Source organism: Polaromonas sp. P1_E12 (genome assembly GCF_056405975.1).
This window is the reverse complement of record NZ_JBFUBB010000001.1, coordinates 700,383-723,226: the sequence shown is the minus strand read 5'-3', so window position 1 is coordinate 723,226 and position 22,844 is coordinate 700,383. Positions and strand designations below refer to the sequence as shown.

Genomic DNA, 22,844 nt, shown 5'->3' with positions numbered 1-22,844 from the left:
GGCAATGTAGCAGCAATCGCTACGGATTCCATCGCTTCCAGTATTCAAGCGCCACCCGGTAGGTGTTCATCTGCACCTGCACGGTTTCGTCGATGTTGATTCCATAGCCACCCGCCATGGAAAACGCCAGCGGGATGCGGCGCTGCCAGGCCCAGTCGAAGACGCGCCGGTCGCGCGCCTCCAGACCGTCAAAACTCAGGGCCAGCCGTCCCAGGCGGTCGCCCACGTACGGATCGGCGCCCGCCAGGAACAGCACCAGCCCCGGCTCAAAGCGCCGCTCCAGCTCGTCAAGCGCGTGCTCCAGCGCCTGCAGATAGGCTGCATCGCCGCAGCCGTCCGGCAAGTCCACATCGAGGTCGCTGGCTTCTTTTCGAAACGGGAAATTCTTTTGCCCATGCAACGACAGCGTGAACACGCTGGTGTCCGCGGCAAAGATGCTGGCAGTGCCGTTACCCTGGTGCACATCCAGATCGATGATGGCGACCTGCAGCGGTTTGCGCTCGTGGCGGTGCAGCCGCGCCCACTCTGCCTGCATGAGCCTGGCGGCCACCGCCGCATCGTTGAAAACGCAGAAGCCGCCGCCTTTGTGCGCATACGAGTGATGCGTGCCTCCGGCCAGGTTGGCTGCAACGCCTTCGCCCTGTTTGCCTCCAGGCCCCATCGCCATGCGGGCCGCTGCAACGGTGGCGCCGGCAGAGCGGCGCGCGCGCTCGGCCATGCCCAGGCTCCAGGGAAAGCCGATCTCGCGCTGGGCAGGCGCCGGCAAGGTTCCGTGGGTGATGGCGTCTATATAAGCGGGCGTGTGAACAAGGGCGAGCTCACCATCGGTGGCGGCCGGTGCCTGTGCCATTCGAACGGCCGGCAGTTCGTTGACCAGGCGGTCGCGCAACAGCCGGTACTTGGCCATGGGAAAACGGTGCCCAAGCGGCAGCGGCAATACGAAGTTGTCGGCGTAAAAAGCTTGCAAGATGAGAAGCGAGGAAGGGTTTCAACGATTGTGGCCTGAAGGGGCAACAACCGTCATGTAGTACCGAGCGCGGGAAAGCATGGACTTTTGGATACTTTTGCACTCTGTTTTCGGAGTACAAATAGGGCTCGACATCTAAAATGGTGCAGTGCAACAAAAACCGCTTGCAATGCCTCGGCCAATGCCTATACTTGGGGTCATGTTGCAGTGCAGCAATTCAGCGCAAAGCAACTATTGACCCGACGACTCATTAACTTATATCTGGAGATTAATTATGCTGACCGCTGAACAAATCATGGCCTCCCACAAAGCCAACATCGAAACCCTGTTTGGTCTGACCCACAAAGCCTTCGAAGGCGTTGAAAAACTGGTCGAACTGAACGTGCAAGCCACCAAGGCTGCCCTTGCTGAAACCGCCAACCACGCACAAGCCGTGATGGGCGTGAAAGACGCGCAAGAACTGATGGCCCTGCAAGCCGGCCTGGTCCAGCCCCTGGCTGAAAAGACCGCCGCTTACAGCCGTCACCTGTATGACATCGCTTCGGCTGCTGGTGCTGAACTGGGCAAGACCCTGGAAGGCCAAACCGCTGATGCACAGAAGAAGTTTGTCGGCCTGGTCGACAACGCTGCCAAAAACGCGCCAGCCGGTTCCGAAACCGCCGTTGCCGTGATGAAGAGCGCTGTTGCTGCCGCGAACAACGCATTCGAATCCATGCAAAAGGCTGTCAAGCAAGCCAGCGAAATGGCTGAAGCCAACTTCAACACCGTGGCTGCATCCGCAGTGAGCGCCACGAAAACCGCTTCCAAGAAGCGTTAATTGTTATTCATTGTTCCCGCACCTTCTGCGGGAACGACCGGAGCCTGATCCCGGAACCTTGCGTAACAGCACGATTCCAGACCGCTTGTCTCCTCGGATCCATTCGAAATTCATTTTCACGGATCCAGTTAAGCCCAATCGCAAGATTGGGCTTTTTTTTGCCTGGCGTATCCAGATTTAGGCCATTTAAGCGTTCTACCCAATAGGGACGAGCGCAAGCAGCTATCAAAAGAATAGCAACTACCTGGCCACCGCCACACCCGCCGCGGCCAGTTTGGCCTTCAGCTGGGGCAGCGCGGCCAGCATGGCGGCACGGCCTGAGTCGATGGCGCGCTGCCGTGCAGAGAAGTCGGCGCTTTTCAGGCCCGTAAGCGACGGACGGACCACAATGTCAGCATCCTTGAGCTCGTACTGGTTGATGCTTTTGCCCATGATGGCAAAGGTCTGCAGCAGGATTTGCAACGTGTCGCCGGCAAGGTTGGCTTCGGGCGGGCTGGAGATGTCGACGGCAATCACGACGTCGGCGCCCATCTGCCTGGCAAAGCGCACAGGCACCGGTGAGACCAGGCCGCCGTCGACATACTCGCGGCCGTTGATCTTGACGGGCACGAACACGGCCGGCACTGCACTGGATGCGCGCACTGCTGTGCCGGTATCGCCGCGCTGGAACAACACGGCCTGACCGCTGTTGAGGTCGGTGGCGACGATGCCCAGCGGAATGACCATGTTCTCCATCAGCCGGTTGGCCACCAGGTCGTTGACATAGCGGGCCAACGCGTCACCGCGGAACATGCCGCGGCCGATGATCGGCAGCATCCAGTCGGTGATGGCAACTTCCTCCATGTTCAGCGCGGTCTGCTGCAGCTGCGCGCTGGTCTTGCCGCTGGCATACAGCGCCGCCACCAGGCTGCCGGCCGACGTGCCGACCACCAGCTGCGGCTTGAGCCCGGCCTCCTCCAGCACGGCGATCACGCCCACGTGGGCAAAGCCGCGTGCGGCGCCCCCGCCCAGCGCCAGGCCGATGCGCGGCGGCTTTCTGGCGGCCTCTACCGGCAGTGGTGCCACGGGTGCGCCCGGACCGGGCGGCGCTGTAGTGCAGCCGGCAAACAGCGATAAACCCGCAGCCAGGCAGATGCCCGCCAGCCAGTCTGGCCCTAGCGAAGGCTTGCGCAACGTAGGGGGACTACCAAGAATGATTCTTATTTGCTTTATCATGGCCGGGCTTTAAAAATACCAGTAAGGAAGTGGAAAGTTATGTACAAAAAAGTGGTTCTCTCGTCGCTGATGCTGCTGGCAGGCTTGGCTTCGGCGCAGGAACAGGTGGTCAACTTGTATTCTGCCCGCCATTACCAGACCGACGAAAAGCTCTACAGCGACTTCACTAAAGCCACCGGGATCAAGGTCAACCGCGTGGACGCGGATGACGCCGGCATTTTGGCGCGCCTGAAGGCCGAAGGCACGGCCTCTCCTGCCGACGTGATTTTGCTGGTCGATGCCGCGCGCCTGCACAAGGGCGATATAGACGGTCTCTTCAAGCCCATCAAATCGACCGCCCTCGAAGCTGCCATCCCGGCCAAGCTGCGCGCCAAGGAAACTGCCGAAGGCACGACCTGGTTCGGCTTTTCGACGCGCGCCCGCGTTGTGGTGTTTGACAAGCTCAAGGTCAAAAAAGCCGACGTGGATACCTATGAGGAGCTGGCTGACCCGAAGAACAAGGGCCTGCTGTGCACCCGTTCGGGCGCGCACCCCTACAACCTGTCGCTCTTCGGCGCGGTGACCGAGCATCTGGGCGAAGCCAAGGCCGAGCAATGGCTCAAGGGCCTGGTGGCGAACATGGCGCGTGACCCCAAGGGCGGCGACAGCGACCAGATCAAGGCCGTGGCCAGCGGCGAATGCGGCATTGCTCTGACCAACACCTACTACCTGGCGCGCATCATGCGTTCCAACGCGCCTGAAGACAAAGTCGTGGCCGACCGCGTGGGCGTGGTCTTCCCCAACCAGGACAGCTGGGGCACGCACGTGAATATCGCCGGCGCTGCCGTTGCCAAAAATGCCAAGAACACGGCCAATGCCGTCAAGTTCATGGAATACCTGGCGAGCCCGAGCGCGCAGGAGTATTTTGCCAATGGCAATAACGAATGGGCCGCCGTTCCGGGCCTGGGTGTGAGCAACCCGGCTCTCAAAGCCATGACACCATCGGGCAACGGCAGCTTCAAATCGGAAACCATCCCGATCAGCGCCGTGGGCAACAACCAGCTCAAGGTGCAGCAGATGCTGGATCGCGTCGGCTACAAGTAAGCCAACGCCGCACTGTTACGAAAAGCCCGGCCACCGAAAGGCGCCGGGCTTTTTTCATCGCCGGGCCGTCCCTAGATGAAAACGCCCCCTCGGGAGACAACGACCACACGAAGTGAAGGAGCGTGGGGGTAATTTCATGCGCCATAATTGACGTTTACGTTAACGTCACCCAAAACGTTCACGCAATCTCTTCAAAGTCTCTCCATCTTCATCAAGGAACCACCATGGAAATCGCAGGCAAAGTATTCATCGTCACCGGCGGCGCATCGGGCCTGGGTGAAGGCACGGCACGCATGCTGGTGGCCAATGGTGCGAAAGTCGTGATCGCCGACATGCAGGCGGACAAAGGCGAAGCCATCGCCAAAGAACTGGGCGCGGACAAAGCCGCTTTCGTCAAATGCGACGTAAGCCAGGAAGCCGACGGCCAGGCCGCGGTGGCCAAGGCGGTTGCCATGGGCAAGCTGATGGGCCTGGTGAACTGTGCCGGCATTGCACCCGCCGAGAAAACCGTAGGCAAAAACGGCGCGCACAGCCTGGGCGCATTCAGCAAAACCATCACCGTCAACCTCGTGGGCAGCTTCAACATGATCCGCCTGGCGGCCGACGCCATGTGCAAGAACGACCCGGAAGCCACCGGCGAACGCGGTGTGCTGATCTCCACCGCCTCTGTGGCAGCCTACGACGGCCAGATCGGCCAGGCGGCCTACAGCGCCTCCAAGGGCGGCATCGTCGGCATGACCCTCCCGATCGCCCGCGACCTGGCCCGCAACGGCATCCGCAACATGACCATCGCGCCCGGCATTTTCGGCACGCCCATGCTTTTTGGCATGCCGCAGGAAGTGCAGGACTCGCTGGCTGCCGGCGTGCCCTTCCCCTCGCGCTTGGGCACACCGCAAGACTATGCGCGCCTGGCCAAACACATCATCGAAAACGACATGCTCAATGGTGAAGTGATTCGCCTGGACGGCGCGATTCGCCTCGCACCACGTTGAGCCTAGGCCGCAGGCGGGTGCAGCGCTGCCAGCCGTTCGGTCAGCAGCGCTGAAAGCCGTTCAATCACCTCGTTGACGCGGGCCGGCACATAGCGCCGGCTGGGCACCACCGCATAAAGCGGCGCCGGCTCACCCAGGTGACCCGCAAAGAGGCGCACCAGCTTGCCGCTGGCCAAAGAGGCCATGAGGTCGATCTCGGACTGGTAGACGATGCCCCGCCCCTCCAGCGCCCACTGCAGCGCAATGGATGCGTCGTTACAGGCCAGCGGCCCAGCCACGCGCACCTGAAAAGGCGCGCTGGCCTCTCCCTGCAATTCGAACTGCCACTGATCCTGCCGGCGCTCGCGCACATGGCAAACCAGGCAGTCGTGCTGCACAAGCTCGCATGGCTCCAGCGGCGTGCCGCGGCGCGCCAGATAGTCCGGGGCCGCACAAGCCACGCGCCGGGCCGGCGCCAGCAGGCGCGCCGAATGGGTCGAATCCATCAGCGGCCCGTTGCGCAGGGCGATGTCGATGCCCTCGCGCACCAGGTCCACACGCGCATCGCTGATCTGCAGGTCGATTTCAATACCCGGGTGAGTGTTGGCAAATTCGGCCAGCCAGTAGGCCAGCATCTCGCGGGCCAGCATGGCTGTGGCGGTGATGCGGATGCTGCCCGTCAAGCCGAAGGTGCCGGCACGGACTTTGGCCTGGCCTTCGGACACCAGCTCGAGCGCGCGGCGGGCATGGTCGACCATGACAGCACCCTCGGCCGTGGGCCGCACGGCGCGTGTGGTTCGCTCAAACAGACGTACACCCAGCGAGGTTTCCAGCCGCTTGATCGCCGCACTGACGGCCGCTGTAGACAGCCGGCAGCGCTTGCCCGCTGCTGTAAGGCTGCCAGTTTCCGCCGTAGCCAGCAGCACGCGCAAGGCATCGAGATTGTCAAATTCCATGGAAGAGTGATTTCTCTGAAACGCCATTGTGAGGCGCGGGGCCGCTCGATATATTCAACAGCGCAGGCACAGGGTCCTGCCACAAGCTACAACTACATTCAAGGATATCGCATGAGACACGCCTTCCCGGCGCTGGCAGCCACCGCGCTGCTTGCCGCCTGCGCCAGCAGCCCCACCGCATTTAACTACCAGGTCCCCGCCGATGAAGTCGCGCGCGGCACCAAATACATGCAGCCCGAAGGCTCTTCGGGCTTCACCCCCAAGCCAGGCTGGGCCACCAAGACCTTCGCCGTGGCCGCCGCCAACCCGCTGGCCACCGATGCGGGTTACCAGGTACTCAAAGCCGGTGGTTCGGCCATCGACGCTGCAATTGCAGTGCAAATGGTGCTCACGCTGGTAGAGCCGCAGTCCAGCGGCATAGGCGGCGGCGCCTTCCTGCTGCACGCCAATGGCGGCAAGGTCGAGGCCTTTGACGGCCGCGAAACCGCGCCCGCTGCGGCGGACGAAAAACTGTTTATCGGCGCCGACGGCAAACCGATGCCGTTTTACGACGGCGTGGTTGGCGGGCGTTCCGTCGGTACGCCCGGCACGGTGCGCATGCTGGAGATGGCCCACAAGCAATACGGCCGCCTGCCCTGGGCCCAGCTCTTCGTGCCCGCCATCCAGCTCGCCGAAGGCGGCTTCAAGGTCAGCCCGCGGCTCAACACCTTGCTCAAGGGTGAAGTGCACCTGAAGAAGGATGTCACCGCCGCAGCCTATTTCTATAAAGCCGACGGTACCCCCGTCGATGTGGGTTCTGTCTTGCGCAACCCGGCGCTGGCCGACGTGCTGCGGCAAATCGCGGCGAGAGGTTCCAACGCGCTGCTCGAAGGCAAGGTCGCGCAAGCCATCGTCACCAAAGTGCAGGGCCACGCCACCAATCCCGGCAAGCTGACCCTGGGCGACCTGGCCGGCTACCAGCCCAAAAAACGCGACCCGATCTGCTCGGACTACAGCGCGGCCGGCAAGGCCTACCGCCTCTGCGGCATGCCGCCGCCCAGCTCGGGCGCGATTGCAGTCGGCCAAATCCTCGGCATCCTGAACAACACGCCGGCCGCCACGCTGGGCCTGGTCGCCGGCACCGGCGGTGTTCCCGGCTCGGTGTCGCCCACGCCTTCGGCCGACTGGCTGCACCTCTACACCGAGGCCTCGCGCCTGGCCTTTGCCGACCGTGCGCAATACCTGGGTGACCCTGACTTTGTGCAGCCGCCGGGCGGCAACTGGATGAGCCTGCTGGCCCCCGCTTATCTCAGTGAGCGCGCCAGGCTGATTCAGTCCACAGGCCCGAGCATGAAAACCGCAAAACCTGGCGTGCCGGGCGCCGTCACAACCGCCTACGCGCCCATGCCCGACCAGCCCGAGTACGGTACCTCGCACATCAGCATCATCGATGGCTACGGCAATGCCATCGCCATGACCACGACGATTGAAGACCAATTCGGCTCGCGCCTGATGACCGACGGCGGCACCGGAAAAGCTGGCGGCTTTTTGCTGAACAACGAACTGACCGACTTCAGCTTCGCCCCGACAGACGCCGAAGGCAAGCCCGTGGCCAACCGCGTGCAAGCCGGCAAACGCCCGCGCTCGTCGATGGCCCCCACGCTGGTGTTTGACAAAACCTCGGGGCAGCTCGTCATGAGCGGCGGCAGCCCCGGCGGCGCACTCATCATCCATTTCACCGCCAAAACCCTCTACGCCACACTGAACTGGGGCCTCAACGCCCAGCAGGCGATTGACCTGCCCAACTTCGCCTCGCTCAACGGCCCGAGCATCCTGGAAGAAAAACGTTTCTCGCCGGCCACCGTCGAGGCGCTGAGAAGCCGCGGCGCCGAGGTACGCGAACAAACCATGACCAGCGGCCTGCAAGCCATTCAGAGAACACCCGACGGATTCTTCGGCGGCGCCGATCCGCGACGGGAAGGCCTGGTGCTGGGCGACTGATCCCGGCACACCCCCGTCCAGGCTCACTGCGTATAGCCCCTTGCAGGGGGCGGCGCCTGCGGCCCGGCAAAGCCGCTTCCGCGGCTGCCCGCTTGTGAAATGCCCCACTGCTTGTGCCACTGACTCTTCAAGCCAGCATGAGCCGCGGGACTGGCTTTGCCAGACCGCAGGCGGGCGGCCCCCTCGGGGGGCAGGGAGCTACACGCAGTGAGCGACCGTGGGGGCGATAATTGCTTTATGGCCATCCCCCAATCGTTCATCCAGGAGCTGCTCGCGCGCGCCGACGTGGTGGACATAGTGGGCCGCTACGTGCAGCTCAAAAAGGGCGGCGCCAACTTCATGGGCCTGTGTCCCTTTCACGGCGAAAAGTCCCCTTCCTTCAGTGTCAGCCCTTCCAAGCAGTTCTATCACTGCTTCGGCTGCGGCAAAAACGGCAACGCCATCAGCTTTCTGATGGACCACGGCGGCATGACCTTTGTCGAAGCCGTCAAGGACCTTGCCCAGCAATACGGCCTGCAGGTGCCTGAAGACGATGTCTCGCCGCAAGACCGGGCCCGGGCCGCCCAGATGCGAGAGCAGCAGGCCACGCTTACCAGCGTGCTGGAAAAGGCCGGCGTCGCCTACATCAAGGCCCTGCGCAACTCCGAGCGCGCCATCGACTACTTCAAGGGCCGCGGTGTCTCGGGCGAAGTCGCCAGGACCTTCGGCTTGGGCTACGCACCTGAAGGCTGGCGCAGCCTGGCCAGTGTCTTTCCCGATTACAACGACCCGCTGCTGGTCGAAAGCGGCCTGGTCATCACAGGCGAGCCCGGCGAGGAAAACCAGGCAGGCGAAGCCAAGCGCTATGACCGCTTTCGCGACCGGGTCATGTTCCCCATCCGCAACGTCAAGGGTGAATGTATAGGCTTCGGCGGCCGCGTGCTCAGCGACGAAAAGCCCAAATACCTCAATTCGCCGGAAACCCCTGTGTTCAGCAAGGGCCGGGAGCTTTATGGCCTGTTCGAGGCCCGCACCGCCCTGCGCGAACACGGCTATGCCCTCGTCACAGAAGGCTATATGGACGTGGTGGCCCTGGCCCAGCTGGGGTTTGCCAATGCGGTGGCAACCCTGGGCACCGCCTGCACGGCTGATCACGTGCAAAAGCTGTTCCGCTTCACCGACTCAGTCGTCTTCAGCTTTGACGGCGACAGCGCCGGCCGCCGCGCCGCCCGCAAAGCGCTGGACGCCGCCCTGCCCTTTGCCACCGACGTGCGCACCGTCAAGTTCCTGTTCCTGCCGGCCGAGCACGACCCCGACAGCTACATCCGCGAGCACGGCCAGGAAGGCTTCGCGGCCTATGTCAGCAAGGCCGTGCCGCTCAGCCGCTTTCTGCTGGAAGCCGCCGCCGAGGGCTGTGACCTTGACACCGCCGAGGGCCGCGCCCATATGGCCAGCAATGCCCGCCCGCTGTGGAACCTGATGCCTGATGGCGCATTGAAACGCCAGCTGTTGGCCGAAATTGCCGACAGGGTACTGATTGACAGCCGCGAACTGACGCAGCTTTGGCAACCTGCGACCTCCAAGGGTAGCTATAAAAATAATAGCAGCTTGCGCACGTCCAATAAGGGTCAGAAGCCGGAATCGTCCTCAACATCAGGCGCTTCCCAGGACATGTCTGGCCCTGCGGACTATCTGCCGGATTTTCGCGAGGAGCCCGATTACACCTCGTCCGAGCCCTCTGGCGGCTACTTCCCGGCATCGTCAACGACGGGACGCAGCTTCGGCGCCCGGGCTCCACGCCGCGTGGCTGGCCGTATCTTGCCGGCCAGCCGTGAAGACCGTGTGCTCAGGTTGCTGCTGACCGAGGCCCAGACCTGGGACCGGCTCACCACTGAAGAGCATCATTTGCTGGTCGAGTTGCCTGAGCCCCACGGCCCGCTTTTCATCTGGCTGGAGAGCCAGTTGCATGAGCATGGGCCCCAGCCGTGGGCCGCCTTGCGTGAAGGGCTGCGCGGCCACCCCCACGAAAGACATGCCACAGCGCAAATCGCACAGATTCCTGAAGGCATCGAAAGTGACTGGGATGAGGTTCGGAGCATCCTGGACCAGCTCCTGCGCCTGCACCGCCAGCGCGAGATGAGCGAGTTGGCCGCCCGGGCCGCCACCGACCCGGCCGCCCGGCAGCGCTATCTGGAGCTGGCCGCCAGCCTCAAAACCGCCGCCACCGACCCGGCCCGCTGAGCGGGCCCGGCCTCCGGGAAAATCCCTGTTTCTGGGTCATATAAATCGCCCAAAAAACAGGCAACAGGGTATAATCCGATTTTCGACGGCAAGCGCGACAGCAGCACCTCCGGCCCGGCCACCCTGAAACTTCGGGGAACTCACAGATGAGACGGCCACTTCCCCCAGGGAATTTCCGCAAGGACTGCACACCAAATGTTCGCCCAAACAGCTTGCCCGGGAAAATAAACCGCCATGTGCCTTTGGCACTGCCCGGCCTGTTTTTCCGCCTTCTCGTTTTGACTCTGAATCTTTGTCACCGTGCCTGTGCTTTGTGCAGGCGCCAAGGCGCATTTTTGTTTACTGGTAGCTGATCGATATTTAAAACAATTCCCGACAACTGGAGGTCCCATGCCTACTGCCAAGCCGAAGAAGCCGAGCACGTCCAAGAAGCCGCAAAGTGCGCAGTCCAAAGCTGCCGCAAAGCCCAAAGCCAAAGCAGCACCCAAAGCTGCGGCCCGGCCCGCAGGCAAGCCTCCAGTCAAAGCAGCAACTAAAGCTGCTGCAAAGCCTGTCGCCAAAAGCGGCAAGGTTGAAAAGCCGGGAAAACACGCCATATCTGTTAAACCCAGCAAACCCAATGCTCTGGTGAGCAAAGCCCCCCTGAAAACCGCGATTTCCGATTTGCCCCTGAAGAAAGCCCCCGCCGTGCCGACCAAGTCCAGTCCTGAAGCCAAGCCCCTCGCCGTCTCCGCCGACGTGCCCGTGAAGAAGAAACCCGGCCGCCCGCCCAAGAATCCGGCGGCCGAAGGCAGCGCGCCTGCCGCCACCACCGGCGCCAAGCGCGGCCGCAAGCCGAAGAGTGCGGCCGGCCCGGTCAAGACAGGGGAAGACCTCGACATGTCCGACATTGAAGACGATCTCGTCGGGGAACCCATCGCGGAAACGACCGAGAAGGTCAAACCGCTGCGCATGAAAATCAGCAAGGCGAAGGAACGCGCCCTGATGAAGGAATTCGGCCTGGATGAAACCGTCCTCTCCGAAGAAGACATGCTCAAGCGCCGCCTGCGCCTGAAAACCCTGATCAAGCTGGGTAAAACGCGCGGCTACCTCACGCATGGCGAAATCTCCGACCACCTTCCCGACAAGCTGGTCGATGCTGAAACGCTGGAAGTCGTGGTCAACATGCTCAACGACATGGGCGTGGCCGTGTACGAGCAGGCGCCCGACGCCGAGACCCTGCTGCTGAACAACACCGGCCCTACGGTCGCCACTGAAGAAGAAGCCGAAGAAGAAGCCGAAGCCGCGCTGTCCACCGTCGACAGCGAATTCGGCCGCACCACCGACCCCGTGCGCATGTACATGCGTGAAATGGGCACGGTTGAGCTCTTGACGCGCGAAGGCGAAATCGAAATCGCCAAGCGCATCGAGGGCGGCCTCATGAAGATGATGGAAGCCATCTCGGAAAGCCCCGCCACCATCGCAGAAATCATGCGTCTGGGCGAAGAAATCCGCGAAGGCAAGATCGTCATCTCCACCGTGGTCGACGGCTTTTCCAACCCCAACGAGGCCGACGACTATGTGGCCGAAGAAGACTTCGACGAATTCGACGAAGAAGATGATGACGACGGCAAGGGCGGTTCCAAGGCCCTGACCAAAAAGCTCGAAGAGCTCAAGAAGGAAGCGCTCAGCCGCTTCGACAAGATCGCCACCCTGTTCGAGAAGGTTCACAAGACCTACGACAAGGAAGGCTACGGCACGCCTACTTATGTGAAGTCGCAAAAAGCCCTGAGTGACGAGCTGATGACCGTGCGCTTTACCGCCAAGACCATTGAAAAGTTGTGCGACATGCTGCGCGGCCAGGTGCTGGACGTGCGCAAGAAAGAGCGCGAGCTGCGCCGCATCATCGTCGAGAAATGCGGCATGCCGCAGGAAGTCTTCATCAAGGACTTCCCGCCCAACCTGCTCAACCTGAAATGGGTTGAAAAGCAGGTTGCCTCCGGCAAGCCGTGGTCGGTGGTGATGGCGCGTAACGTGCCGCCCATCCAGGAACTGCAAACCAAGCTAGCTGAGTTGCAGGCCCGCGTGGTGGTGCCGCTGGCCCAGCTCAAGGACATCAACAAGCGCATGAACGAAGGCGAGTCCAACTCGCGCGACGCCAAGAAAGAAATGATCGAGGCCAACTTGCGTTTGGTGATTTCGATCGCGAAGAAGTACACCAACCGCGGCCTGCAGTTCCTCGACTTGATCCAGGAAGGCAACATCGGCCTGATGAAGGCCGTCGACAAGTTCGAATACCGCCGCGGCTACAAGTTCTCGACCTACGCCACCTGGTGGATTCGCCAGGCCATCACGCGCTCCATCGCCGACCAGGCCCGCACCATCCGCATCCCGGTTCACATGATCGAGACCATCAACAAGATGAACCGTCTGTCGCGCCAGCACTTGCAGGAATTCGGCTTTGAGCCTGACGCCAGCATCCTGGCCGCCAAGATGGAGATTCCTGAAGACAAGATCCGCAAGATCATGAAGATCGCCAAAGAGCCGATCTCGATGGAAACACCGATCGGTGACGATGATGATTCGCACCTGGGCGACTTCATCGAAGACAGCGCCAACACCGCACCGCTGGAAGCCGCGATGCAGGCCGGCCTGCGCGATGTGGTCAAAGACATTCTCGACAGCCTGACACCGCGCGAAGCCAAGGTGCTGCGCATGCGCTTCGGTATCGAAATGTCGACCGACCACACGCTCGAAGAAGTCGGCAAGCAGTTCGACGTGACGCGCGAACGCATCCGCCAGATCGAAGCCAAGGCGCTGCGCAAGCTCAAGCACCCTTCGCGTTCGGACAAGCTGCGCAGCTTTATCGATACGCTGTAAGCTGCTTTTTCCTCAAAGCCTCTTGAGAGCCCGGCCCCGGAAGGTGCCGGGCTTTTTTATGCCCGTTTGAAATTCAAGGTGCCGTCAGCCCTACCTTGCGCACGAACGCATCGAGCGGCACCGACCACATATTGCCACCGTAGGTCAGCAGCGAATGCCCATCATGCCCTGGCACCGGGCCCGTCTGGACGAACTGCGTGTCGCTGCCGCCTGCCCTGAAGGCCTCGTGCCATCCGCGGGGCGCCTCGGCTCCCCAGAACTGGTCGTTCTCGGCGTAGAGCCACAGGTTGGGCACCTTGACCAGCTTGCCGAGTTCACCATAGGTTTTACCCATGTTCTCGGGCTTGCAACTCCTGGCCGGGGAGTCTTCCGGATTACCGCCGGAGCCGCCCGCGAAATTGACGGCGCCGACGACGCCCGGCAGATTGAGCGCCGCGACCGACACCGTCGTCATGCCGCCCACCGACTGCCCTTCGAGCAGCACCCTGTCCTTGCGCACCCAGGGCTGCTGCAGCGCCCATTGGTGCAACGCGACTACTGTCTGGCCCGCGTGGCTGGCCACACGCATGAAGTCGGCATCGCCGGTGCAAACCTTGCCGCTCCACCGGATGCCGGAGTCCTCCCTGTCGGAGCCCCCGGTATCCCCGTATCCCGGCCGTACCGGGGCAACCACGGCAACACCCTTGCGAAGCCAGTAGTTGGCGTGCCCGACCAGCACCGGATACTCAAGCTTGGCCCTGTCAACGCGCGACGGCGCTCGCCCGTGGGAAAAGATCACCAGCGGAAACGGACCTTCGCCCGCGGGCTTGTAGAGATGGGTGACAACCTCATACTGTTTACCGTCGATCAGCAGAGGCAGTTTGACGATCTGCGGCGGCACGCGCTCGGGCTGCTGCGCCCATGCGGGCATGCCGGTCGTCTGCGCCGCCCACACCATCCCAAACATCCACGCCAGTTTCCACCATCGCATGCTCAGCTCCTTGCTTGTTGCCGGAGCATTTTGACATGCGGAACGCACTCGCCTAAGAAGTGCTGAAGCGGTAGAGCGTGCGGCCCTGGCGGCGCTGTCCCGGCTCATGTACGGCGGAAGGAAATGCCGGCACATTGGGTGCGTTGGGGTACCCTTGCGGCTCAAAGCACAGGCTTTGCTGCTGCGCGTATTGCCTGCCGCCCTTGCCCGGCCCGCCGGCCAGCGGCTCGCCTGCCACAAGACCGGTGTAGAACTGCATGGTGGGCTCGGTCGACCAGACTTCCATCACCCGCCCGCTAATGGGTGCACTCACGCGCGCGCATAGCGCCAGATCTTCATCACTGGCGGCAGAGCGGTCAATCTCAAAACAGTCGTCATACCCGGCGACGAGGCCAATACCAGCCTCGGCTTGCAAGCCGCGCACCCGCTTGCTCAGCACGACCGGCTTGCGCAAATCAAACGGCGTTCCTTCCACCGGCAGCAACCTGCCTGTCGCGATGAGGTCAGGCGCCATCTCGAAATAGCGGCTGGCGCAAATCGTGACCTCATGCTCCAGCGCGTTACGACTTCCCGCGCCTTCGAGATTGAAAAAAGCATGCGTGGTGAGATTGGCCACCGTGGGTGTATCCAGCGCGAGCGCCTCGTAGTCGAGCACCAGCTCGTTCGCCTCGGTCACGCTGTAGGTCAGGCGCAGTGCCATCGCGCCCGGAAAGCCCTCTTCCCCGTCGGCAAACACATAACGCATTTCAACGCTGGAATCGCTGCACTGCACCGTATCGAATACCCGAAAACGCGAGCCTTTCACGCCGCCGTGCAAGCAGTGCAGGCCGTTGTTGGCGGCCAGCACATGCTCCTTGCCACCCAGCGTGAAGCGCGCATGGCCAATACGGCCTGCATAGCGCCCGATGAAGGCCCCCACCGAGGGCGCTCCGCCGATCACGCCGTCGATGCTGTCGTAGCCCAGCACCACGTCGTCAAAGCGGCCATCCCGGCCCGGCACCAGTACTTGCTCGATCTTTGCGCCGTAGTTTGTCACGCACACAGTCATGCCTTGACCGTTGCGCAACGTGAACAACGCGGTGGGCTTGCCACCGAGCTCTCGTACAAATCGTGTGGGGTCAAGCAGCATGGCAATGCACGGTGTCTGGGACGCTCACTTCGAAATAATCGTCAGCAACTCTTCGCGTGTGGTCGGGTCCGCCATGTATTTTCCATACAAAGGCCCCATGCGCCTGACCATGGGCGATGCATCCCTGACCTTGACGAACTGCGAACCCTGCTTGGTCGTGGTCTCCAGGGCCGCGGCCACCCGTTTGTTCCACAGCTCGCGCATCAGGATGGCGGACTTGACGCCGGCCTCGGTGAACGCGGCTTTGTCTTCTTTGCTGAGTTTTTCCCACAGCTTGGTCGAGACGACCAGGGCCTCGGGCGAGATCACATGGTTGGTGACGTAAACGTTTTTGGCCACCTTGAAGTGTCCGGTGGACTCATACGAAGGCAAGTTGTTCTCGGCGCAATCCACCTTGCCCTGCTCCAGGGCGGCCAACACGTCCTTGAAGGGCAAGGCCACCGGCTTGGCGTCCATCAGCTTCACCATCTCGATGTAAATTTCGGACTGCTGGACACGAATATTCATGCCGGCCAGGTCCCTGATATTGTTGACGGGCTTGACGCAGTAAAAAGAACGGCCACCGCCGTCATACCAGCCCAGCACAACGAAGCCGGCGGCCTTCAGGTTGGCGGCAAAACGCTCACCCAGCTTGCCGTCCAGATGGCGAAACATGTGCGCGGAATCAGTGAACAGGAAGGGCAGGTTCAGCACCTTGATGCCCGGCACGGCGTCCGACAGCGGACCGGAACTGAACTCAGCCACGTCAATCTCGCCGCTCTTGAGCATCTGCACGGCCTTGGGCTGGTCGCCAAGTGTGCCGCTGTTGAAGAGCTCGATGTTATAGCGGCCACTGGTGCTCTTGGCCACCTGCTCCACGAAACTCTTCATGGCCTCCGATACCGGATAGCCATCGGGATGAATGTTCCATGCCCGCAGCTTGGTCTGAGCCACAGTGGCGCTCGCGCATAGGGCAAAAGAGAGGCACAAAAGCCCCTTGAATGAAGTCCGCATGTTTTTGTCTCCTGGCGTGGCTAATAACGGCCAGCCTCTGATGGGCCGACTCGTTTCTTTTCAAAATTGAATCCCTTGCTCGATATTCCCACGGATGCGCGCTCACAACCCAAAGGTATCAGGCAATATCACCACTAAGTCACGCAACGATTTTTCAGTCCAGTTTGATGTTTGCTTCTGCAACAACTTTGGCCCATCGGCTGCGCTCCTGGTTGAAAAAAACATCCTGCTGTGCCGGTGTCATGGTCACGACCTCGGCGCCCTGCCCCGCCAGCTTGGCGCGGATGTCCGGGCTGCGGATGATCTTGATGAGCTCGGTGTTGAGGCGATTGATGACAGCTGCCGGCGTACCGTTGGCCACCAACAAGCCCTGCCAGGTGCCCGACTCGAAGTTGGCAAGACCCTGCTCCGCCAGCGTCGGCACATTGCCAATCAGCGGCATGCGCGTGCTCTTGGAAACACCCAGGATCTTCAGCTTCCCGCTTTGCACATGCGGCAAGGTGGCCAGCATGCCGTTCATCAACACCTGGGTCTGGCCGGCGATCGTATCGCTGACGGCCTGCGAACCGCCCTTGTAGGGGATGTACTGCCACTTCGCCTTGCTCGCCCGCTCGACCGCGACACCAGCCAGGTGCGGCGCGCTGCCCATGGCCGTTACCGCAAAGTTCAGGTCGGTCTTGTGCGAGAGCGCTACGAGCTCCTTGAGATTGCTGGCGGGCACCGAGGGATGAACCACCAGCAGGTGCGGCGAATAGGCCAGCATCGTGACGCCACGCAAGTCCTTGGTCGGGTCGAAACCCAGCTTGGGATAGACCGAAGGGCTGATGGCCAGAGCGCCGGTGTCGCACAGCAGCAGCGTGTAGCCGTCGGGTGCTGACTTGGCCACGATGTCGGCGCCCAGGTTACCGTTGGCGCCGGCCTTGTTGTCCACGATGACCGACTGCTTGAGCGCCTCGGACAGAGGCTGCGCAATGGCGCGCGCGATGATGTCTGAAGAACCGCCGGGTGGGTACGGCACCACCAGGCGTATGGGTTTGGACGGCCATGAAGCCTGCGCGCTCGCAGCGCCAGTCCCCAAAGCCAGTGAAGCAGCCATAAGCTCTCGTCGATTGATCGGCATGTTCGTCTCCGGATGTATGAAAAAGCGGTGTCCTCCACCAGCTGCGCCGTGAGCCTCTGTGGGCTCTTCATGCGGATGAGTTACGCGACTTCGTGGTTGCCCAGAAGTTCAAGCGCACGCACCAGAGCGGAATGGTCCAGGTCCTGCATGCCGTTGGCGGCACAGGCCTGCATCAGCTGGGCGGCGCCCGCCGTTTGCGGTAAAGCCAGACCCAGCGTACGTGCACCGCTGAGCGCGAGGTTCAAATCTTTCTGGTGCAAGCCGATACGGAAGCCCGGCGCAAAGGTGCGCTTGATCATGCGTTCGCCATGAACTTCCAGAATGCGCGACGAGGCAAAACCGCCCATCAGCGCCTGGCGCACTTTGGCTGGATCGGCGCCAGCCTTGCTGGCAAACAGCAGGGCTTCGCCCACGGCCGCAATGTTCAGCGCCACGATGATCTGGTTCGCCACCTTGCAGGTCTGGCCGTCGCCGTTGCCGCCCACCAGGGTGATGTTCTTGCCCATCAGCTCGAACAACGGCTTGACGAGGTCAAACGCGGCCTGCGGACCGCCCACCATGATGGTCAGGCTCGCAGCTTTGGCGCCGACTTCACCGCCCGACACCGGGGCGTCCAGGTAGTCGCAACCCAGGGCATTGATCCTTTTGGCGAACTCTTTGGTGTCCATCGGCGAGACGGAGCTCATGTCGACCACTGTCTTGCCTTTGGTCAGCGCCGAGGCCACTCCGCCCTCGCCAAACAGCACGTTCTCCACGTCGGGGGTGTCGGGCAACATCAGGAAAATGATGTCCGCCTGCTTTACTACGTCGGCGATGGAATCGCAGGCCTTGCCCTTGCCCGTCAAGAGAGCCGCAGGCACTTTGCTCCGCGTGTTCATGAAAACCTCGTGTCCCGCCGCAATCAGGTGCGCAGCCATCGGCGCGCCCATGATGCCCAGGCCGATAAAACCAAGCTTGCTCATAAAAATGTTCCTTGTTCGTAAAAAATAGCGGTAGCCCCGGCCGCGCGGTCAGGGATGACAGAAAAATCAGGCGAGGTATTTGTCGCGCAGGGCCTGCGTGGCGCCACGGAACACGCCGAGATCGCTGCCGACGCCGACAAAAGTTGCGCCCATCTCCATGTAGCGGCGTGCGTCGGCTTCCACCGGCGCCAGGATGCCGACCGGCTTGCCGTGCGCCTTGGCGGCGGCAAAAATTTTCACCATGGCGGCCTGCACCTCCGGGTGCCCGGCATTGCCGAGGTGGCCCAGTCCGGCGGCCAGGTCGGACGGGCCGACAAACATGCAGTCGACACCCGGGGTGGCGGCGATCTCGTCAGCAGCCGCCGTGCCGGCGATGCTTTCGATCTGCACCATCACGCAGATGTGGTCGTTGATGGACTTGAGGTAGTCCGGCACCGTGCCGTACTTGTTGCTGCGCTGGGATACCGAGACACCTCGAATGCCCTGGGGCGGATAACGCGTGGCGGCAACGGCGCTGACAGCCTGCTCGGCGCTTTCGACAAAGGGAATCAGGAAGTTGTAGAAGCCGGCGTCGAGCAGGCGCTTGAGCTCAACCGAGTTATTGCTGGTCGGGCGCACCACGGGTGCGCTGACACTGTCCTTCAGCGCCATCAGCTGCGGGATGTAAGTGGCCATGTCGTTGGGCGAATGTTCACCGTCAAGCAGGATCCAGTCGAAGCCGGCCACGCCCAGCACCTCGGTGGTGATGGCGTTGGACAGCGAGGACCAGCAGCCGATCAGTTTTTTGCCGGCCAGCAGGTCGCGCTTGAAGCTGTTGGGAAAGGATTGGTAAGGCGTGGGTTGTGTCATGGTGGTTTGCTGTTGCTCTCTGAAAGGGGTACGGGCTTATTCGGCCTTGATGTTGGCGGCCTTGATGACCTTGGCCCACTTGTCGACCTCGGTTTTCTGATACTCGAGCAACTGCGCGGGCGTCATGCTGGAGGGCTCCATGCCGAACACCTTGAGCTTGGCCTGAACCTCGGGCTGGGCCAGCACCTTCATCACTTCGGCGTGCAGACGGTCGACCACGGCTTGTGGTGTGTTCGCGGGGACAAACAAGGCCTGCCAGGACACCATGTCGAAGCCCTTCTGGCCGCTCTCGGCGATGGTCGGCACATTCGGGTAGCTGGGCACGCGCTGGCCGCCGGTGACGGCAATCGGGCGCAGCTTGCCGCTCTGGATGTGTGGGCCGACGATCAGGCTGGTGTCGAACATCATGTCGAGCTGGCCCCCTATCAGGTCCTGCACCGCGGGCGCCGAGCCCTTGTACGGCGCATGGGTGAACTTGACGCCCGACTGGCTGGCCAACAGCTCCAGCGCCATGTGCGGCGAGGTGCCGATGCCCGGCGAGCCCGAGCTCAGGCCGCCGTTCTTGGCGCGGGCGGCCTTGAGCACGTCGTCCAGGGTGCGCAGCGGGCTGCTGGCCGGCACCACCAGCAGCAGCGGGCTCACGCCCAGCATGGCGACGGGCGCGAAGGATTTCACCGGGTCGTAGCCGATGGGCGTGCTGTAGAGGCTGACGTTGATCGAGTGCGAGCTGATGGTGCCGCCCAGCAGCGTGTAGCCGTCGGCCGGTGCGCGCGACGCGATGGCCGAACCCACGCTGCCACCGGCGCCGCCCTTGTTGTCGATGACGATGGGCGTGCCGAGCGCGGTGGACAGCGGCTGCGCGATCAGGCGGGCCAGCGTGTCGGTGTTGCCGCCGGGCGGGAACGGCACAACATAGGTGATGGTCTTGCCAGTGGGCCAGGCGCCTTGCGCAAATGCAGAGAGGGCCGACAGGCCGCCGGCAGCTGCGGCGATGGCAGTGTGGATCAGGGTACGGCGTTGCATGATGATGTCTCCTTGCGTGTTTTTGAACGAAAAATCAGGTCACGGGTGCGGGGTTGAACAGCACCAGCGCGTTGTGCAGCTTCCAGTGTTCAGCCCAGGTCTTCTTGCGGCCGCTGGCCACTTCGAGCATGAGGTGGAACATCTCCCAGCCCACGTCTTCGATGCTGGCGTCGCCGTCGGCAATGCGGCCGGCGTTGATGTCCATCAGGTCGTGCCAGCGGCGCGCCAGATCGCTGCGGGTGGCGACCTTGATCACCGGGCATTCGGCCAGGCCGTAAGGTGTGCCGCGGCCGGTGGTGAACACATGCAAATTCATGCCGGCGGCGAGCTGCAAGGTGCCGCAGATGAAGTCGCTGGCCGGCGTGGCGGTGTAGGTCAGTCCCTTGCGCTTGAGCTTTTCACCGGGCGCCAACACGCCGCTGATGGGCGAGCTGCCGGACTTGACGATGGAGCCCATGGCTTTTTCGACGATGTTGGACAGGCCGCCCTTCTTGTTGCCGGGCGTGGTGTTGGCGCTGCGGTCGACCAGGCCTTTTTGCAGGTAGGCGTCGTACCAGGCCATCTCGCGAATCATGGCCTGTGCCACTTCCGGCGTGGCCGCGCGCGAGGTGAGCTGGTCGATGCCGTCGCGGACCTCGGTGGTTTCGGAAAACATCACGCTGGCACCGGCGCGCACCAGCAGGTCGGTGCAAAAACCGACCGCCGGGTTGGCGGTGACGCCGGAGAAGGCATCGCTGCCGCCGCACTGCACACCAACCACCAGTTCGCTGGCGGGCACGGTTTCACGGCGGCGCGCATCGAGCTTTTCCAGGTGCAGCACGGCCGCCTGCATGATGGAATCGATCATGGACATGAAGCCGACATGGTTCTCGGACTGCAGGCACACCACATCAAGCGGCGCTTCGGCGCTGATGCCGACGTCGGCCACGCTGCGTTCGTCGACGATCTGGATGGTGCCGGGCGGCATCAGGCGCTCGGGCTGGAGCTTTTCGCAGCCCAGGCTGACCACCATCACCTCGCCGCCGAAGTTGGGGTTCAGGCTGATGTTGCGCAGCGTGCGTATCGGGATGATGGCGTCGGGGGCGTCGATGGCGACACCGCAGCCGTAGGTGTGTTCCAGGCCGACCACGTCGTCGACGTTGGGAAACTTCGGCAGCAACTCGTCCTTGATGCGCTTGACGGCGAAGTCCACCACGCCGGCCACGCACTGCACCGTGGTGGTGATGGCCAGGATGTTGCGGGTGCCGACGGAACCATCCGCATTGCGGTAACCCTCGAAGGTGTAGCCCTCCAGCGGGGCCTGTGCCGGTGGCTTGACGGTGGCGATCGGCAGGCCTTCGAGGCCCCGCGCGTCGGGCATGGCGAGCAGGCGCTCGTGCACCCAGCTGCCGGCGGGAATATCTTTCAGTGCGTAGCCAATCGGCACGTTGTAGCGCAGAACTGCCGTGCCCTTGGGCAAGTCAATCAGCGCCACCTTGTGCCCTTGGGGAACCCGCTCGACCAGCGTCAACCCATCGGCAAACACTGCGCCAGCCGGCAGTCCGCCGTCGTTGGAGACGATGGCGACGTTGTCCGCATCGTGCATGCGGATGTACAGCGGTGGACGGGGGGCGAGTGCGTTCATCAGAAGTCCACGATCTCGACCCAGTTCGGGTTCTTGCCGCCAGGCTGACTCTTGCCCGCGCCCGGCAGGCCGGTGACGGGATCGATGGCATGCAGCGACACGCCGTGCGAGTCCTGGCCGGTAGCGATCAAGAAGCGGCCGGTCGAGTCCACCGCGAAGCCGCGCGGTGTCTTCTCGGTCGGCGTCTGGCCGACCACCGCGATCCGGCCCGTGGCAGGGTCGACCTTGAAGGTGGTCAGCGTGCTCGAAGTACGCTCGGAGCCGTAGAGGAATTTGCCGTCTGGCGAAATCTGCAGATCGGCCGCCCACACCTTGCCGGCAAAGCCCGGCGGCACAACGGTGCTGCGCTGCAGATGGCTCATTGCGCCTCTGCCGGCGTCATAGCTGAACACGTCCACGCCACCATCCAGCTCGTTGAGCAGATAAACGTATTTTTGCGGCTTGTCCCACACGAAGTGACGCGGACCGGTTTTAGCCGGGGCGACGTTGATGAGCGCGGGGTCGTTGGCCGAAAGCACACCGGTTGCCGGGTCGAACTTCCAGCTCGAGAGGTTGTCCCCGCCCAGGCTGGTGGCGAAAACGTACTTGCCCGAAGCGTCGGCATGGATGGCATGCGCATTGGGCGCGGTTCTCACGATTTGCTGCACCGCACCCACGACGCCGTCGGCGCCCATGCTGTTCACGGTGATCTTGTTGCCGCCGTACGAGGCGGCGAACAGCCACTTGCCGGTCGCGTCGAGGTCGATGTTGGCCATGCTGTCGGCCAGCGTGGATTCGCCCAGCTTCTTCAAGCCACCCGTGGCCCCGTCGATGGCGAAAGTCACGACACGAAACGGCTGCGAGCGCAGCGCCACGTAGAGGAATTTTTTGTCACGGCTCACCACCATGGGCATGGCCGTGCCGCCCACGGGTACGGTGGCCACCGGCTTGAGGGCACCTGCCGCGCGGTCCAGCTGCATCACCGAGATGTCCTGGCTGTCGGCATTGGCAACGTACACCCAGGTGGCCGAGCTGGCGGCACCGGAGGCGGCGATCAGTCCCACGCCGGCGAGCAGCAGAAACGAAGTGCGCAACGAGGCTGGAAGCATGGCAAGTCCTTGTTTCAT

Annotated in this window: 19 protein-coding genes; 6 read left to right on the top strand and 13 right to left on the bottom strand. The window is 62.6% G+C overall.

The genetic code is table 11. The annotated features are described in order from the left end of the window. Positions 1-19 precede the first annotated feature (19 nt). Complete coding sequence (locus AC1D13_RS03565; RefSeq protein ID WP_477688942.1) at positions 20-967, bottom strand: histone deacetylase family protein; 948 nt, start codon at positions 965-967, stop codon at positions 20-22. A gap of 271 nt (positions 968-1,238) precedes the next feature. On the opposite strand from AC1D13_RS03565, the gene AC1D13_RS03560 reads away from it, so the two are divergent. Continuing rightward, entirely contained in the window at positions 1,239-1,784 is a 546-nt protein-coding gene (locus tag AC1D13_RS03560; protein ID WP_457279775.1) for a phasin family protein, read from the top strand. Positions 1,785-2,024: 240 nt separating this feature from the next. Here AC1D13_RS03560 and AC1D13_RS03555 read toward each other — a convergent pair whose 3' ends face one another. Then, entirely contained in the window at positions 2,025-2,918 is an 894-nt protein-coding gene (locus AC1D13_RS03555) for a patatin-like phospholipase family protein (RefSeq protein WP_457279776.1), read from the bottom strand. Between the two features lie 120 nt (positions 2,919-3,038). Here AC1D13_RS03555 and AC1D13_RS03550 point away from each other — a divergent pair, with 120 nt between their 5' ends. After that, the gene (locus AC1D13_RS03550) at positions 3,039-4,082 is read left to right on the top strand and encodes an extracellular solute-binding protein (RefSeq protein WP_457278841.1); all 1,044 of its coding nucleotides are present in this window, start codon (positions 3,039-3,041) and stop codon (positions 4,080-4,082) included. Between the two features lie 224 nt (positions 4,083-4,306). Next, on the top strand, positions 4,307-5,074 hold the full coding sequence (locus AC1D13_RS03545; protein ID WP_477688941.1) for a 3-hydroxyacyl-CoA dehydrogenase: 768 nt from the start codon (positions 4,307-4,309) through the stop codon (positions 5,072-5,074). A 2-nt stretch (positions 5,075-5,076) separates the two neighbouring features. On the opposite strand, the gene AC1D13_RS03540 is transcribed toward AC1D13_RS03545, so the two are convergent. Further along, positions 5,077-6,009, bottom strand: a complete 933-nt coding sequence (locus AC1D13_RS03540; RefSeq protein WP_457278843.1) for a LysR family transcriptional regulator — start codon at positions 6,007-6,009, stop codon at positions 5,077-5,079. Positions 6,010-6,120: 111 nt separating this feature from the next. Between AC1D13_RS03540 and AC1D13_RS03535 the strand changes: the two genes are divergently transcribed. Both AC1D13_RS03535 and dnaG read left to right on the top strand, forming a co-directional pair. Next, positions 6,121-7,989, top strand: coding sequence for a gamma-glutamyltransferase family protein (locus AC1D13_RS03535; protein WP_477667114.1), 1,869 nt, complete (start codon positions 6,121-6,123; stop codon positions 7,987-7,989). Positions 7,990-8,226: 237 nt separating this feature from the next. Further along, a complete protein-coding gene (gene dnaG, locus AC1D13_RS03530) occupies positions 8,227-10,209 on the top strand; it encodes a DNA primase (protein WP_477667113.1) in 1,983 nt (660 codons plus the stop codon). A gap of 140 nt (positions 10,210-10,349) precedes the next feature. Here dnaG and AC1D13_RS03525 read toward each other — a convergent pair whose 3' ends face one another. After that, positions 10,350-10,844, bottom strand: a complete 495-nt coding sequence (locus AC1D13_RS03525; protein ID WP_477667112.1) for a hypothetical protein — start codon at positions 10,842-10,844, stop codon at positions 10,350-10,352. Between AC1D13_RS03525 and rpoD the strand changes: the two genes are divergently transcribed. Beyond that, positions 10,837-13,068, top strand: a complete 2,232-nt coding sequence (rpoD, locus tag AC1D13_RS03520; protein ID WP_477667111.1) for an RNA polymerase sigma factor RpoD — start codon at positions 10,837-10,839, stop codon at positions 13,066-13,068. The genes AC1D13_RS03525 and rpoD overlap by 8 nt on opposite strands. A gap of 73 nt (positions 13,069-13,141) precedes the next feature. Here rpoD and AC1D13_RS03515 read toward each other — a convergent pair whose 3' ends face one another. The 9 genes from AC1D13_RS03515 to AC1D13_RS03475 all read right to left on the bottom strand — a co-directional run bounded on the left by AC1D13_RS03515 (position 13,142) and on the right by AC1D13_RS03475 (position 22,844). After that, on the bottom strand, positions 13,142-14,038 hold the full coding sequence (locus AC1D13_RS03515) for a dienelactone hydrolase family protein (RefSeq protein WP_457278848.1): 897 nt from the start codon (positions 14,036-14,038) through the stop codon (positions 13,142-13,144). Between the two features lie 52 nt (positions 14,039-14,090). Then, positions 14,091-15,167, bottom strand: coding sequence for an aldose epimerase family protein (locus tag AC1D13_RS03510; RefSeq protein ID WP_457278849.1), 1,077 nt, complete (start codon positions 15,165-15,167; stop codon positions 14,091-14,093). A 24-nt stretch (positions 15,168-15,191) separates the two neighbouring features. Beyond that, positions 15,192-16,160 carry a TRAP transporter substrate-binding protein gene (locus tag AC1D13_RS03505; RefSeq protein WP_457278850.1) on the bottom strand — a complete coding sequence of 323 codons (969 nt, stop codon included), beginning with the start codon at positions 16,158-16,160 and terminating at the stop codon, positions 15,192-15,194. 154 nt (positions 16,161-16,314) lie between these two features. Beyond that, positions 16,315-17,280 carry a Bug family tripartite tricarboxylate transporter substrate binding protein gene (locus AC1D13_RS03500; RefSeq protein WP_457278851.1) on the bottom strand — a complete coding sequence of 322 codons (966 nt, stop codon included), beginning with the start codon at positions 17,278-17,280 and terminating at the stop codon, positions 16,315-16,317. 80 nt (positions 17,281-17,360) lie between these two features. Further along, entirely contained in the window at positions 17,361-18,242 is an 882-nt protein-coding gene (gene glxR / locus AC1D13_RS03495) for a 2-hydroxy-3-oxopropionate reductase (RefSeq protein ID WP_457278852.1), read from the bottom strand. A 66-nt stretch (positions 18,243-18,308) separates the two neighbouring features. Beyond that, positions 18,309-19,091 (bottom strand): 2-dehydro-3-deoxyglucarate aldolase, encoded by a 783-nt coding sequence (gene garL, locus AC1D13_RS03490; RefSeq protein WP_457278853.1) that lies wholly within the window; start codon positions 19,089-19,091, stop codon positions 18,309-18,311. 36 nt (positions 19,092-19,127) lie between these two features. Next, complete coding sequence (locus tag AC1D13_RS03485; protein ID WP_477667108.1) at positions 19,128-20,114, bottom strand: Bug family tripartite tricarboxylate transporter substrate binding protein; 987 nt, start codon at positions 20,112-20,114, stop codon at positions 19,128-19,130. Between the two features lie 34 nt (positions 20,115-20,148). After that, complete coding sequence (gene garD / locus AC1D13_RS03480) at positions 20,149-21,738, bottom strand: galactarate dehydratase (protein ID WP_477688940.1); 1,590 nt, start codon at positions 21,736-21,738, stop codon at positions 20,149-20,151. Continuing rightward, positions 21,738-22,844: a lactonase family protein gene (locus AC1D13_RS03475; protein WP_477688939.1), complete on the bottom strand. Its 1,107-nt coding sequence runs from the start codon at positions 22,842-22,844 to the stop codon at positions 21,738-21,740. The genes garD and AC1D13_RS03475 overlap by 1 nt, the downstream gene beginning before the upstream one ends.